Source organism: Streptomyces sp. NPDC087215, assembly GCF_044744885.1.
Taxonomy (GTDB): domain Bacteria; phylum Actinomycetota; class Actinomycetes; order Streptomycetales; family Streptomycetaceae; genus Streptomyces.
Map to the genome: position 1 here is coordinate 195,677 of NZ_JBIUZD010000003.1, position 13,781 is coordinate 209,457.

Annotated in this window: 15 protein-coding genes and 1 tRNA gene; 13 read left to right on the forward strand and 3 right to left on the reverse strand. The window is 72.4% G+C overall.

The features are described 5' to 3' along the window. Window positions 1-97 precede the first annotated feature (97 nt). From ACIO92_RS10395 to ACIO92_RS10435, 9 genes are all read left to right on the forward strand, one after another. Window positions 98-595, forward strand: coding sequence for a hypothetical protein (locus tag ACIO92_RS10395; protein WP_402280168.1), 498 nt, complete (start codon window positions 98-100; stop codon window positions 593-595). A 10-nt stretch (window positions 596-605) separates the two neighbouring features. Further along, the gene (locus ACIO92_RS10400) at window positions 606-1,010 is read left to right on the forward strand and encodes a hypothetical protein (protein WP_402280166.1); all 405 of its coding nucleotides are present in this window, start codon (window positions 606-608) and stop codon (window positions 1,008-1,010) included. Between the two features lie 11 nt (window positions 1,011-1,021). Next, a complete protein-coding gene (locus ACIO92_RS10405) occupies window positions 1,022-1,300 on the forward strand; it encodes a hypothetical protein (protein ID WP_402280164.1) in 279 nt (92 codons plus the stop codon). Window positions 1,301-1,310: 10 nt separating this feature from the next. Further along, window positions 1,311-1,952, forward strand: coding sequence for a hypothetical protein (locus ACIO92_RS10410; RefSeq protein ID WP_402280162.1), 642 nt, complete (start codon window positions 1,311-1,313; stop codon window positions 1,950-1,952). A 99-nt stretch (window positions 1,953-2,051) separates the two neighbouring features. Continuing rightward, complete coding sequence (locus tag ACIO92_RS10415; RefSeq protein WP_402280160.1) at window positions 2,052-2,987, forward strand: bifunctional DNA primase/polymerase; 936 nt, start codon at window positions 2,052-2,054, stop codon at window positions 2,985-2,987. Further along, window positions 2,984-3,286: a hypothetical protein gene (locus ACIO92_RS10420; RefSeq protein WP_402280158.1), complete on the forward strand. Its 303-nt coding sequence runs from the start codon at window positions 2,984-2,986 to the stop codon at window positions 3,284-3,286. Before ACIO92_RS10415 ends, ACIO92_RS10420 begins: the two co-directional genes overlap by 4 nt. Continuing rightward, complete coding sequence (locus tag ACIO92_RS10425) at window positions 3,283-4,824, forward strand: YfjI family protein (RefSeq protein ID WP_402280156.1); 1,542 nt, start codon at window positions 3,283-3,285, stop codon at window positions 4,822-4,824. Before ACIO92_RS10420 ends, ACIO92_RS10425 begins: the two co-directional genes overlap by 4 nt. Window positions 4,825-5,137: 313 nt before the next feature. After that, window positions 5,138-5,326: a helix-turn-helix transcriptional regulator gene (locus tag ACIO92_RS10430; protein WP_402280154.1), complete on the forward strand. Its 189-nt coding sequence runs from the start codon at window positions 5,138-5,140 to the stop codon at window positions 5,324-5,326. Between the two features lie 58 nt (window positions 5,327-5,384). Further along, a complete protein-coding gene (locus ACIO92_RS10435) occupies window positions 5,385-6,767 on the forward strand; it encodes a tyrosine-type recombinase/integrase (protein ID WP_402280152.1) in 1,383 nt (460 codons plus the stop codon). A gap of 139 nt (window positions 6,768-6,906) precedes the next feature. Here ACIO92_RS10435 and ACIO92_RS10440 read toward each other — a convergent pair. Continuing rightward, window positions 6,907-6,996, reverse strand: a tRNA-Ser gene (locus ACIO92_RS10440). A gap of 200 nt (window positions 6,997-7,196) precedes the next feature. Between ACIO92_RS10440 and ACIO92_RS10445 the strand changes: the two genes are divergently transcribed. Then, window positions 7,197-8,069, forward strand: coding sequence for an MHYT domain-containing protein (locus ACIO92_RS10445; protein WP_366445335.1), 873 nt, complete (start codon window positions 7,197-7,199; stop codon window positions 8,067-8,069). Between the two features lie 84 nt (window positions 8,070-8,153). Here ACIO92_RS10445 and ACIO92_RS10450 read toward each other — a convergent pair whose 3' ends face one another. Then, window positions 8,154-9,770 (reverse strand): S1C family serine protease, encoded by a 1,617-nt coding sequence (locus ACIO92_RS10450; RefSeq protein ID WP_402280150.1) that lies wholly within the window; start codon window positions 9,768-9,770, stop codon window positions 8,154-8,156. Between the two features lie 210 nt (window positions 9,771-9,980). Between ACIO92_RS10450 and ACIO92_RS10455 the strand changes: the two genes are divergently transcribed. The 3 genes from ACIO92_RS10455 to ACIO92_RS10465 all read left to right on the forward strand — a co-directional run bounded on the left by ACIO92_RS10455 (window position 9,981) and on the right by ACIO92_RS10465 (window position 13,022). Beyond that, a complete protein-coding gene (locus ACIO92_RS10455; RefSeq protein WP_366445333.1) occupies window positions 9,981-10,802 on the forward strand; it encodes a glycerophosphodiester phosphodiesterase in 822 nt (273 codons plus the stop codon). A 137-nt stretch (window positions 10,803-10,939) separates the two neighbouring features. Further along, the gene (locus ACIO92_RS10460) at window positions 10,940-11,542 is read left to right on the forward strand and encodes an ATP-binding protein (RefSeq protein WP_366445332.1); all 603 of its coding nucleotides are present in this window, start codon (window positions 10,940-10,942) and stop codon (window positions 11,540-11,542) included. Between the two features lie 502 nt (window positions 11,543-12,044). Next, the gene (locus ACIO92_RS10465) at window positions 12,045-13,022 is read left to right on the forward strand and encodes a DUF5926 family protein (protein ID WP_401235351.1); all 978 of its coding nucleotides are present in this window, start codon (window positions 12,045-12,047) and stop codon (window positions 13,020-13,022) included. 221 nt (window positions 13,023-13,243) lie between these two features. Here ACIO92_RS10465 and ACIO92_RS10470 read toward each other — a convergent pair whose 3' ends face one another. Then, complete coding sequence (locus ACIO92_RS10470) at window positions 13,244-13,612, reverse strand: hypothetical protein (RefSeq protein ID WP_401235349.1); 369 nt, start codon at window positions 13,610-13,612, stop codon at window positions 13,244-13,246. Window positions 13,613-13,781 lie beyond the last annotated feature (169 nt).

The window sequence follows — 13,781 nt, forward strand, 5'->3', positions numbered from 1 at the left end:
AGTAGCGCACCCCACTAGAAACCACACAGCGTCACCCAGCCCGGCGGGCGGCACCTCACCACGAGGCGCCGCCCGCCGCCGTCGAAGGGACCGCATTGTGTACGAACAGGCCGCGTACGAGATCACCACCGCCCACCCCTGGAACCCGCCTCCGACGCCCGTGATGCGGCCGGTGGTCCTGCCCGCCGACATCCCGCCAGGCGTCGAATGGGTCACCCTCCCCAACGGCGTCCGCACCCTCGCCTACACCCACCCCACCCCGCCCCCGCACATTCCGCTTCCGGCGCCGCAGCCCATCCCCGCGTGGGCCCGGACCACCGCCCTGCTCGCCCCCACCGTCGGCGGCGGGATCGCCGCCGCCGGGATCGGACTCTCCTACGCCGCCCCGGGACTGATCGCCATGAGCCACGCCCTGTGGTCCGCCGCCGCCCTCGTCGTCGCCGCCGTCACCGCCGTCCCGATCCTCCTGCGCACCGCCCGCCGCACCCCCGGAGCGGGCCCCGGGGCGGGCGGGGGGACCACGACGCACATCACGCAGAACATCACCGCCAGCGGCATGTTCGGCCGCGCCAACGGCACCATCAACCACCCCTGAGGAGAACCCGTTGACCAGCATCCGGATCACCTCCTACGGCACCGGACACCACGACACCCCCACCGCCCACGACCCGGTCGTCGTCGACACCACCACCCTGCACAACCCGCCCGACGACCCCGCCGTCCGCGCCACCCTGACCCAGCTCACCGGACGCCACCCCGACGTCGTCGCCTACGTCATGGCCACCCCCGGAGCCACCCAGCTCCTCGACACCACCCGACGCACGGTCGAGCGGCGCATCGCGGACGGCGAGCAGCACATCGACGTGCACGTCCACTGCTACGGCGGCCGACACCGCTCCGTCGCCCTCGCCGAACTCCTCACCACCAACCTCACCACCCACGGCCACCACGTCCAGGTGAGCCACCGGCACATCGACCGCCCCATCCTGCCGTCGCGCACCACCACCTGAGGAGAGACGAGATGCGCCTGCGTATCCGCCGGGCCGACTGGCCCCGTCCGGCCCTGGTCCTGACCGACACCCCCCTCCCCGACTGCCCCGACTGCGGCGGTGAGGGCGGTTACGCCTACGACTACGGGGACGAGTCCGGCGAGTACGCCGGTACCGACTGGGACTCCTGCACCTGCTGGGACGACACCCGCTGCTGGATCCTCCTGCCCCTCCCGCGCCTGCCCCGCCGCCGCACCCCGGCCACCGACCCATGGGGACCCAGCGGCTACAGCGACGAACCCCCCTTCTGAGGAGACACGTTTGACCACAGACCACCGCCCCTACATCGACGACGTCGTCCTGGATCTGTCGATGCTCAACATCACGGTGACAGAACGCGAGTTGGCCGACACCCCCGTACGGTCGGCCAGCCTCACCGCCACCTGCAGCGTCACCTACCGCGCCACCCAGGTCGTGTTCGGCTGGACCGAGGAAACCGGCTGGCAGGTCACCCTGGGAGAGCAGCCCGCCGCTCCCCTGCTCGACACTGTGCTCCCGCGCGGCGGCGCGCTCGCCAGGGCCGTCATCGAACTGATCCTGGGCGACACCCCCCGCCGCGACGCCATCCCCCCGTACCGCCACGTGGGTGACAACGACGACTTCGAAGCCCAGCTCAAAGCCCGCCACCCGAAGCCGTACGAGCCCGAGAACATCACCGATCCCCGGCTCGACCGGCTCGACGAACTCCTGGACACCCTCCTGACCGCCTACACGCAGGCTGCGGACGGCGGGCCGCTGCCCACCCCCGCCGACGCCCAGCAGACCGCCGCCGACGTCCGGGCCGCACTCGCCGACGTCCACACGATGCGCGAGCAGCTGCTCCGGGCCCGCTACCTCAGCGCCGGAAACGCATGGGCGGCCGGACAGCGCTCGGGCCGCCGCGCCGCCAACCGCCGCTACTAGACCCCACCCCGCCCCCACCCAGATACGCCGAGGGCGGCCCCCATCCAGCACAGATCCGGGGCCGCCCTCATCCACCAACTCAACAGTGGAGGTACCAGCATGACCCATGCCGTCCCCATCCGGCGAGACCGGCTGAACACCGCTCTGGACGCGGCTGCACGCGGCTGGCCGGTGTTCCCGCTCCGGCCCGGCGACAAGCGGCCCGCCGGGCACTCCGAGGAGCGGTGCCCCGGCACCGGCCGTTGCGCGGCCGGTCACCGCACCCCGGAGGAGCGGGCCACGACCGACCGGGCCCGGATCCTGGCCGCCTGGACGCACACCCTCTACAACGTCGGCCTGGCCACCGGCCCGGCCGGACTGGTCGTGGTCGACCTGGACCTCCCCAAGGCCGACGCCCAGGCGGCGCCCCCGCAGTGGGAGGGGTTCCGGGACGGCATCGAGGTGTTCACGGCCGTGTGCGAGCGCTCCGGGCATCCCGTACCGGCCGACACCTACACCGTGCGCACCGGGCGCGGCGGGCTGCACCTGTACTTCGCCGCGCCTGAGGGAAAGCGGCTTCGTGGGAGCGCGGGGCGTCTGGGGTGGAAGGTCGACACGCGAGCCTGGGGCGGGTACGTGGTGGCCGCTGGAAGCGTGGTCAACGGCCGGGCGTACGAGGTCGTCAACGCGGTGGACCCGATCCCCCTCCCCACGTGGCTCTGTGACCTCCTCACCCCGCCGCCCGCGCCCGCTCCCCTGTCGGTGTCCGCCGTGCGGGCCCGGGTCGGGCGTGCGGACCGGTACGCCGCCGCCGCCTTGAGCGGTGAGCTGGCGAAGCTGGCCGCCGCCCCGGACGGCGAGCACAACCTGACCCTCTACCGGGCCGCGTACGCGCTCGGACGCCTCATCGCGGCCGGGGGCCTGGCGGAGCAGGAGGTCACCGACCGGCTCACCGAGGTCGCTCTGGCCAAGGGTCTGGCCGCGTCCCGGGCTGCGTCGAGCATCCGCGACGGTATCCGCCGCAGCACCCGCAACGCCCTGGCAGGTGCCCAGTGACCGCCCACCTCCGCTCCGCCGGACCGGCCTCGGCCGCCCCCGGCGGTAGGGCGGGAAGGGTCGTCGCCGAAGGCGTCCTTTCTGGTTCTGAGCCGCGCCCGGTCGACGGGCCGAGGGTCCTCGCGATGCTCCGGATCGGTCTGGCCGGTCGGAACGCGGTGCCCACCGCGCACTCGTGGTGTTCCTGCGGCCGGGACCTGCAGGCGTTCGGGCATCAGCAGATCGCCCGGCTCGCCGATGACCACGCCCGGCACCGCGACCGGTGCCCGCTGCTCGCCCATGGAGAGGAAGCCGCATGAGCACGCACGACTCGGAGCTGTGGGCGGGGTTCGAGGAGACGAGCGCCGAGGACATCGCCGGGCCTGTGTGGGACGAGCCCGTACCGCTCAACCCGCGCGGCCAGCTCCCCGTCTTCCCCGTGGACACGCTGCCTGACTGGCTCGCCGCCATGACCGCCGGTGTCGCCGAGGAGACCCAGACCCCGGTCGACCTCGCCGGGTGCCTCGCGCTCGCCGCCATCGGCACCGCCGCCGGCGGACGCATCACCGTGACCGTGCGCGGGCAGTGGAGTGAGCCGGTCACCCTCTACACCGCCGTCGCGCTCCCGCCTGGGAACCGCAAGAGCGCCGTGTTCGGGCTCATGACCAAGCCGCTCCTCGCCGCCGAAAAGGCTCTCATCGAGCTGACCGCGCCGCAGCGGGCCGAGGCCGCCGCCGCCGCGCGGATCGCGAAAGCCGCGGCCGAGAAGGCGGAGAAGCTGGCCGCCAACGCCGACGCCGACAAGCTCGCTGGCCTGACCGCTCAGGCCATCTCGCTGTCCGAGGCGGCCGAGCGGGCCGTCATCCCGGCCGAGCCGCAGCTCATCGCCGACGACGTCACCGCCGAGAGCCTGACCACCCTCCTCGCCCAGCAGGACGGACGGATCTCGATCCTGTCCCCCGAGGGCGAGATCTTCGAGATCATCGCCGGACGCTACTCCGGCGCCCCGAACATGGGGATCTTCCTCAAGGGCCACGCGGGCGACATGGCCCGCGTCAACCGCCAGGCCCGGGACTCCCAGTACATCGAGAACCCCGCCATCACCATGGGCCTGGCCGTGCAGCCGGACGTCCTGGACTCCATCGGGCAGATCAAGGGCGCCGACGGACGCGGCCTGCTCGCCCGGTTCCTCTACTCCAAGCCCGCTTCCCTCGTCGGCTACCGCAACCTCACCCCCGAACTCCTCAGCCCCGACACCGCCGACACCTACGCCCACAAGCTGGGGCGCCTGGCCCTGACCCTCGCGGCCTGGACCGAGACGGCCGAACTCACCCTCAGCCCCGAGGCCGACGCCGTCCTCCTGGCCTACCAGCGCGTCACCGAGTCCCGTCTCCGCAAGGACGGGACCCTCGCGCCGATCACCAACTGGGCCAGCAAGAGGGACGGCGCCGTCGCCCGCATCGCCGGTCTCCTCCACCTCGCCACCCACCCCGACGACGCCTGGACACGGCCGATCGCCGCCTCGACGATGGCCGCCGCCACCCGCCTCGGGGACTACTTCACCGCCCACGCCCTCGACGTGTTCAACGCCATGAAGGCCGACCCCGCCCAGGGAGCCGCCCACACGGTCCTGACCCACCTGAGCGAGACCCGCACCGCCGCCTTCACCAAGCGCGACCTCTTCCGCGCGATGCCCCGCAGCGAGTTCCCCGCCATGGGCGACCTCGACCCCGCCCTGGACCTCCTGGAGGAACACGGCTGGGTCCGCCAGCAGCCCCCGCCGCCCCGCACCACACGCGGCGGCCGACCGCCCTCCCCCCGCTACGAGACCCACCCCCGCATCACCCGCGCCGCCTGAAAACCCCCGAACCCGCTGACAGAACTGACAGAACCTCCCGACCAGCCACCTGACCTGCGGAAACGAGCACTTCTGGAGCTCTGACAAAACCTCCGGAAACTCTGACAGAACTCGAAAAACCTCACCCCCGGGTGAGCCGTCCGGTCTGACAGAACCCAGGTTTCCGAGGTTCTGTCAGAGTTTTTCGAGGTTTTGTCACAACGGCCGAACCGGCCAAAGCAGCAGGTCAGATGCCATACAGCGAGGTTCTGTCAGTTCTGTCAGTACTTTCCGGGGTTCTGGCACCCCGGATCGAGCTGAAGGAGCCCGATTCATGGCCCGCCCGCAGATGCTCAAGCTCCCCGAAGTCCTCACCGAACTCGGCATGAGCCGTGCCGCCTTCTACCGAATGCGCGCCCGCTCGCAGGGGCCGCGCCTCATCAAGCTCCCCAACGGCCAGCTCCGCGTTCGCCGTTCGGACTTGGACTCGTGGTTGTCCGGGTGCGAGGAAGCCGCCGCCTGACCCATCCCGCAACGAGGGGGTCCACCAGTGGTGGGCCCCCTCACCCATCTGGAGAGACATGCTCACGTACGACGTGGAATTCTGGTCCATCCGCCAGCGCCGTCGCCCGAAGCCGTTCGAGCTGCGGTGGCGGGTCGGCGAGCGCAAGCACTCCAAGAGCTACAAGCTCAAGCCCCAGGCCGAGGGCCGCCAGACCGAGCTGATGTCCGCCCTGCGCAAGCGGGAGCAGTTCGACGAGGAAACCGGCCTCCCGGTCTCCGAGCTTGAGGTGTTGACCGCACCCACCTGGTACGAGCACGCCACCGGGTACGTGCTCATGAAGTGGCCGAAGGCGTCGGCCAAGCACCGCGCGAGCATCGCCGAGACGCTCGCCACCATCACGCCGGTGCTCGCGTCCAGCTCGCGCGGGGCCCCGACGCCGCCCGTCCTGCGGATGGCTCTCTACGGATGGGCCTTCCGCGCGGTGCGGGACGAGGGGGGCACGCTGCGGCTGCGGCACCAGGTCGAGGAGCCACCGGCCGAGGTCGCTGCCGCGCTCGCCTGGATCGCCAAGCACACGCACAAGATGACCGATGCTGCCCGGTCAGACCGAATGCGCGCCGCCCTGGACGCTATCTCGGTGAAGCTCGACGGGAAGCCTGCCGCTGACAACACGGTGAACCGTAAGCGCATGGTGCTGAGCAACGTGCTGCGGTACGCCGTCGAGCGGGCGATCCTGCCCACGAATCCCCTGGGAAGGGTGGACTGGACGGCCCCGACAACGGACGACGAGGTCGACTTCCGGTACGTCCCCAACCCGAAGCAGGCCGCTGCCCTCATCGGAGCCGTGCGGCAGATCAGCGATAGGGGCGAGCATCTGGCTGCGTTCTTCGGGTGCCTCTACTACGCCGCCATGCGTCCATCGGAGATCGCGGCCTTGCGTGATGCTGACTGCACGCTGCCGGAGACCGGCTGGGGCGAACTGGTCCTCGCCGGGAGCCGTCCCGAGGTCGGCTCCGGCTGGACGGACGACGGGAAGTCGTACGACGAGCGCGGCCTGAAGCGACGAGCGCGGAAGGCCACCCGCCCCGTACCCATCCCTCCGGTGCTCACGGCGATGCTCCGCGAGCACCGGGAGCGGTACGGGGTCGCGGCGGACGGCACGCTGTTCCGGGCGGCCGAGGGCGGTCGAGTCCGCTCCACGGAGTACTGCGCGCTGTGGGATGCCGCCCGGTTCAAGGCCCTCTCGGCAAGGGAGGCGGAGACACCCCTCGCCGACGTGCCGTACTCCCTCCGCCATGCCGGGGTGTCCCTCTGGATCAACTCCGGCGTGGACCCGGTGGAGGTCGCCCGGCGGGCCGGTCACAGCCTCACGGTCCTCTTCCGGTTCTACGCCAAGATTCTCCGGGGTCAGCAGGACAAGGCGAACGCCCTCATCGAGCAGGGGCTCAACGGTGGCTGAGCCGTCGATCCTGGCCCGCGCCTGGCCCACACGTGCTGGTCAGGACTGGGATACCGGCGAGCCGGGGTGAGACAGGGTGAGCACAGGGGGCGGGCCCCGGATTCCGGGACCCGCCCTCTGACCTGCCACTTCCCTGACCTGGCGGTGGGTGTGGGATTTGAACCCACGGTGACATCGCTGCCACGACGGTTTTCAAGACCGTTCCCTTAGGCCGCTCGGGCAACCCACCTTCGCTTCCGGCCGCTTGGGGCGGAGCGGGCTACAGCGTACCGGGTGGGGGGACGGGGCGGGGGCGGGCGGGGCGATCTTGCGGTGGTTCCGGTGGTCGCGTCCCGCATGTCCCGGGTGCGTGAAGATCAACTGAAACGCCGGGTTAGAGTCCCGTTCGCAACGTCTCCGCGTTTCTTGAGAAGAACTGAGGTCCCCAGGGTGCAGGGCACGATCGACGGGTTCAGCTATGGCATGGTCACACCCCTGGTGGGCTATGTGATGGCCTGTCTGGGCAGTGCGCTGGGACTGCGCTGCACCGTGCGGTCGCTGGCGCACGGGCGGACCCGGAAGCCCGGGTGGCTCGCGCTCGGAGCCGCGTCCATCGGATGCGGGATCTGGACCATGCACTTCATCGCCATGCTGGGCTTCCAGGTGCGCGAGACGCGCATCACGTACGACGGGACGCTGACCTTCCTCAGCCTGCTCGTCGCCGTGCTCGTCGTCGGCGCGGGTGTCTTCACCGTCGGCTACCGGGGCGCCCGTCCGCTGCCGCTGGGGGCCGCCGGTCTCTTCACCGGGCTCGGCGTCGCGGGTATGCACTACCTGGGCATGGCCGCCATGCGGATGAACGGCGCCGTGTCGTACGCCCCCGGCGTCGTCGCCCTGTCGATCCTCATCGCCGTCGTCGCCGCGACCGCCGCCCTCTGGGCCGCCGTCTCCGTACGGGGCTTCGCCGCCAGCCTCGGCGCCAGCGTCATCATGGGCGTCGCCGTCACCGGGATGCACTACACCGGCATGGCCGCCATGGACGTCCGGGTCGAGCACGGCGCCCACGCCACCATCGCCCCCACCGGCACCACCGCCTTCGACGTGCTGCCGCTGCTCGTCGGCCCGCTGATCTTCCTGGTCTTCGCCGCGGCCGTCGTCATGCTCGACCCGATGCTCATCATGGGGGACGACGAGCCCGGCGCGCGGCCCGTCCAGCGCCTCGACATCGGCGACCTCCAGTCCACCCTGAACGCCGACAACAACTGGGGCGCCACCGGCTCGTACTCGTCCACGGGACAGCGGCAGCAGCCGCCCGGCCGGTAGCGACGCCGAACGGGAAGGCACCGGGGCCCGCCCGGTGCCTTCCCGTTCCCGTACCCGCTCCGCACGCGCCCGCGTGCGCCCCGCTCAGCTGTCGCCGGTGCGCTCGCCCAGGACCACCGTCGCCGTGGACGTCTTGCCGTCCCGCTCGTAGGTGACCTTCACCGAGTCGCCCGGCTTGTGCGTCCAGATCTCGCTGATCAGCGTGGGACCGCTGTCGATCTGGTGCCCGCCGAAGCCGGTGATCACATCGCCCGGCTTCAGGCCCGCCTTCGCCGCCGGGCCGTCGGCGGTGACCGAGGGGGTGCCGCCGGAGCCCTGGGGCGCGATCGTGGCGCCCTCGCCCTTCTCGTTCATCGTCACCGTCGCGCCGATCACCGGGTAGACCGGCTTGCCCGTCCTGATCAGCTGCTGGGCCACGTTCTTCGCCTGGTTGACCGGGATCGCGAAGCCGAGGCCGATCGAGCCCGCCTGCGACTGGCCGAAACCGCTGCCGGTCGACTGGATCGCCGAGTTGATCCCGATCACCGCGCCACTCCCGTCGAGCAGCGGGCCGCCCGAGTTGCCCGGGTTGATCGACGCGTCCGTCTGCAGCGCGCTCATGTACGAGTTGCCGCCGCCGTTCCCGTCGCCCGAGGCCACCGGGCGGTTCTTGGCGCTGATGATGCCCGTCGTCACCGTGTTGGACAGACCGAACGGCGCGCCGATCGCGATCGTCGAGTCGCCGACCGCGACCTTGTCCGAGTCGCCCAGCGGCAGCGGCTTCAGCCCCTTCGGCGCGTTCGTCAGCTTCAGTACGGCCACGTCGTAGCCCTGGGCCCGGCCGACGACCTCGGCGTCGTACCGCTTGCCGTCCGGGAAGGTCACGGAGAGCGTGCCGCCCTCCGCCGCCGACGCCACCACGTGGTTGTTGGTGACGATGTGGCCCTCCTGGTCGTACACGAAGCCGGTGCCCGTACCGCCCTCGCCCTGCGCGCCGCCGGACTTCGCCTGGATGGTGACCACGCTCGGCAGCGCCTGCGCCGCGACCGCCGCGACCGTGCCCGGGTCGCGCTTGAAGGCCGCCGGGGCGTCGCCGGAGGAGACCGTCGTCGAGCTGGGGCCGTTGTCGCCGCGCTCGGCCGCCCAGTAGCCGATGCCGCCGCCGACCCCGCCCGCGACGAGCGCCGCGACGAAGACCGCAGCCACGAGACCGCCGGTCCGCCTGCGCGGTCCCGAGGGGACCGGGGGACCGGGCGGGAGCGGGGCGCCCCAGGCCGGTACGGCCGGCGGGGGCGGCGGCCAGCCGCCGGCCGCCGCTCCGGCCCCCGCGCCCGCCGCCCCCACAGCGACCGGTTCGGGGGCCGGGGCGGCCGGGGCGGGAGCGGGAGCCGGGGAGGGCGCCGCTGCCGGGGGGACCGGGGCCGAGGAGGAGGCCGGGGTCGTCGGCAGGGCTCGGGTCTGCTCCTGCTCGCCCGCCGACGACACCGGCGGGGGCTGGGTGGGCTGCGGAGGCGTGGGCAGGGGCCGCGTCGGCTCCGCGGCCGACGGGCCCGACGCGGCCGACGTGTCCGACAAGCTCGCCGGGTACGTCTCGGTGGCCGGGTCAGGGGTCGTCGGGAGGGGCTCGGTCAGGTCCGGGGTCGCCGCCGAGGGGGGCGGCGGAGGGGCGGACGGGGCAGCCTGGTCCGCCGGAACCGCCGTGCCCTCGTTCTCGGTGCTCACAGCTCGCTCTCCTCGTCGACTACGCGGGGTGGGGTGTGGGTGGTACCTGCGGGGCCACCTGCTGGCTCCAGGGTGCTGCACCAGCTTTTCCCACAGGACGTCAGGCCACCGTAAGCCGTAGCTGTGCGTTCGCACCCCCACTTTTACATACGGACAGAACGGACAGCCTCCGGTGTGCCCGCCCCGCCCCGCCAATGGCACCATGACGCCGTGACTCACGCACGGCAGCACCCGCCCCGCGTCCCCCTCCAGGTCGTCGCCCACCGTGGAGCATCCGAGGACGCACCGGAACACACCCTGGCCGCCTATGTGAAGGCCATCGAGGACGGCGCCGACGCCCTGGAGTGCGACGTACGCCTCACCGCCGACGGACACCTCGTCTGCGTCCACGACCGGCGCGTGGACCGCACCTCGAACGGGCGCGGGGCCGTCTCCGCGCTCGAACTCGCCGATCTCGCCACGCTCGACTTCGGCACCTGGAAGGGCCGCGAGGACTCCGGCGAGAGCCCCGACCGGCGCGACCCCGGCTCCACCTCCGTGCTCACCCTGGAGCGCCTCCTGGAGCTGGTCTCCGACGCCGGGCGCCGGGTCGAGCTGGCCGTCGAGACCAAGCACCCCACCCGCTGGGCGGGCCAGGTCGAGGAGAAGCTGCTCCAGCTCCTCGGCCGGTTCGGGCTCGACGCGCCCGCGTCCCCCGAGGAGTCCCCGGTACGGGTCATGAGCTTCTCGGCCCGTTCCCTGCACCGGATCGCCGCCGCCGCGCCGACGCTGCCGACCGTCTCCCTCGCCCAGTTCGTCTCGCCGCGCATGAGGGACGGAAGGCTCCCGGCGGGCGCGCGCATCGCGGGCCCCTCGATCCGGATCGTGCGGCACCACCCCGCCGTGATCCTGCGGCTCCGGAAGGCGGGGCACCAGGTGCACGTGTGGACAGTGGACGAGGAGGAGGACGTGGAGCTCTGCGAGCGCCTCGGGGTGGACGCGATCATCACCAACCGCCCCAAGCAGGTGCTGGCGCAGCTGGGCCGCGGCTGACTCCCGCCCCCTTCCCCGCCGCCCCCGCGCACCCCCTCCCGAGGCGTCTCCGTGCCCTTCTTCCCCTTGTGCCACAAGGGGTGAGGCCCGTACGGGGGTGTGCACCGGCGCGTTCCGTACGTACGCGATCGTCACGAGTGCCTCATCCCACGCGGATTGGCCGGTTTCCGGTCCAGTCCAATGGGGCATCCACACGGTGGCGTGGGGCAAAGGAGGTCTCGGGGGTGGCGTTGGTGGTGGCACAAGAGGTGCCCACGTCGTCGAGCATGGCCGTACCCCATGGCCCTGCGGGCGTGGGAGAAGCGCGGCACCGGATGCGGGACGAGCTGTACCGCAGCGGGGTGTCCGACGCGGTCGTGGACGACGCGGTCCTGATCCTTTCCGAACTGCTCAGCAACGCGTGCCGGTACGGCAGACCGCTGGGGCGGACGGACCGGGGCGACGGGGACGTACGCGCGGCCTGGCGGGTCGACCGCTCGGGCGGCCTCAGGGTCGAGGTCACCGACGGGGGCGGTCCGACGCGACCCGTCCCGTCGACCCCCTCGGTCACCGCACGGGGCGGACGCGGGCTGAACATCATCAGCGCGCTGGCACAGGACTGGGGCGTACGGGACAACGCGGCCGGCGAGGTCACCGTCTGGGTGGTCGTCACCGAAGGACACCGCCGCGAGGACTTCGCTACGCGCGTCGGCGGCGGCTCGGGCTTCGACTTCCTGGACGCGTACGACGATCTGGACTGAGCGATCTGGACTTGAACGGTCCGGAGAGCGGGCGGACCGCTTTCGATCCGGACCGAAAGGTCTGGGCTGAGCGGTCTGGGCTGAGCGGCCCGGACCGAAGCGGTCCGGACCGGGCGATCTGCACAGCGCTGCCCGGACCGAAGCGGTCCGGACCGAGCGGGCCGGGCGCCCCGCAGCGGGCGGGCGGGTGGAGGCGCGGACCGTACGACCGCCTGCCGTACGACCGCGTGCGGTACGGGATCAGGCATCGTACGAGCTCCGGCACCGGGCGAGGTCCGGCATCGGGCGAAGCCCGGCACGGTACGAGGCCGGGTGCCGGGGGCCGCCGCCGGGCGAGGCCCGGCACCGTACGGTCCCTGGTCACCGGCCCGTACGGGACCGCCCACCGGCGCCGTCCCCGTGGCGCGGGCGGCGGCCCGCCTGAGAGGTGGCGGTGTCCCGTGCGGCTAGGCTCGCGGCCGGAACAGCCACCGCACCGCCGCGATCGGGAGAAAGCCACACCATGGCCAAGAAGCGCCCCCAGACGAAGGCCGGCAAGACCGGCCAGGCACAGGTCACGAGCGGGGAGATCCCGGTCGTCGGCGCGCGGGAGCCGTGCCCGTGCGGTTCGGGCCGCCGGTACAAGGCGTGTCACGGCCGGACCGCCTCGCACGCCGTGACCGAGCTCGTCCAGCGCCCCTTCGAGGGCCTGACCGGCGAGTGCGACTGGGTCGCGCTGCGCGAGCTGGTGCCTGCCGCGACCGTCCCGCTCACCCTGAAGGACGGCCTGCCGGAGGGCGTCCCGTCCGTGACGCTCGCGACCGTGCTGCCGATGGCGTGGCCCGCGCTGCGCCGCGACGACGGCTCGGTGCTGCTCGCCCTCCAGAACGACTCCACCTCCGGCGACCTCGCCCGCGACCTCGCCGACACCCTCCAGCGCGCCCTGGTCGCCGAGCCGGGCACCCCGGTCCCCGGCCGCCGCGTGCCCGCCGAGGGCCCCCGCCTCCAGGACCTGCTCGACGCGGACGCCGAGTTCGCCCCCGAGGTCCACTCCGGGTTCGAGTTCTGGATCCCGCAGTCCGCCGACGGCGCCGACCCTGAGGTCGCCGCCTCCCTGGAGCGGGCCAACGCCGCCGCGATCCCGACCGTCAAGCTGACCGGCGTCGACTCGGCGTACTGGTGCGAGACCCCGGACAAGAACCACCTGCGCTGGGTCATGCCGTACCCGGAGGAGAAGCTCCTCGACGCGCTGGCCCGCCTCCAGGCTGCCGGTGGGACCTCGATCGGCGAGGAAACCCGTCTCGTCGGCTCGTTCCGCGCCCACGGTCTGATGGTGCCGGTCTGGGACCTGCCGACGTCGATGACGGCGGAGGAGTGCGAGAAGCCCGCCGCCGAGTTCGCCGAGCGGCTCGCCGCGGCACTCGCCTCGGACGCCCCGCTGACCGCCGAGGAGCGGCGCGCCCGTGGCGGCCTCACGAACCGTCAGGTCACTCTCAGCTGATACCCCGGGTGGTATCGGTCACTGACAGACCGATCAGTCGGTGACTTCCGCCACAACATGGCGGTGGCACGGGTAAATCCCTGTCCGAATAACCGAGATCGAATTTGCGAACAGCAGATCTCTTGTTACCGTTCTGGAAGCCCGGTCGCTGGTGCATCCCCCGTCGCCAGCGATCGGGCGTTTCCATGCCCTCTTCCAGCCACTCCGGCCGGGGGACGGATTCAACTCCCTTGGCCGTCCGCCGCGTTGCTGCCCGCCCGCAACAGCAGCGGGGTGCTGTCCCCCTCGCCCGCACCGGCGAATTCCGCGACCGCCGTATGGGCCGTCGCCGCACCGCGACCCCGCTCCCTCGGCGTCTCGCAGCTCCCGGGTTCGTCCTGCGCCGGGACCGCGCAGTGGACCTGCACGGTCCGCCCGCCGGGGGTCATGAGGGTCAGAAACGCGTCGAGATCCTGTCCCGAGGCGTTCCGGTAGTACGTGCGCGCCCAGAGGTCGGGTCCCTCGGACAGCACGCAGGTCTGCGCCTCGACACCGTCCGGGGAGGCGAGTTCCGGTCCGCAGCGGGTGACCCGCTCCGGCAGTTCCGCCACGGAAGCCCCCGAGGCCGCGGACCCTCCCGGAGCGAAGGCCCCGGAAGAACCGGCGGGACCGGCGGGACCGGAAGCCCCGGCCGAGTCCGCGGAGCCGGAGGAGTCGGTCGTACGGGGGACCAGGCCGAGTCCCGTCAGCAGTCCCCCGGGCTTCGCGTCGGTCCCACCG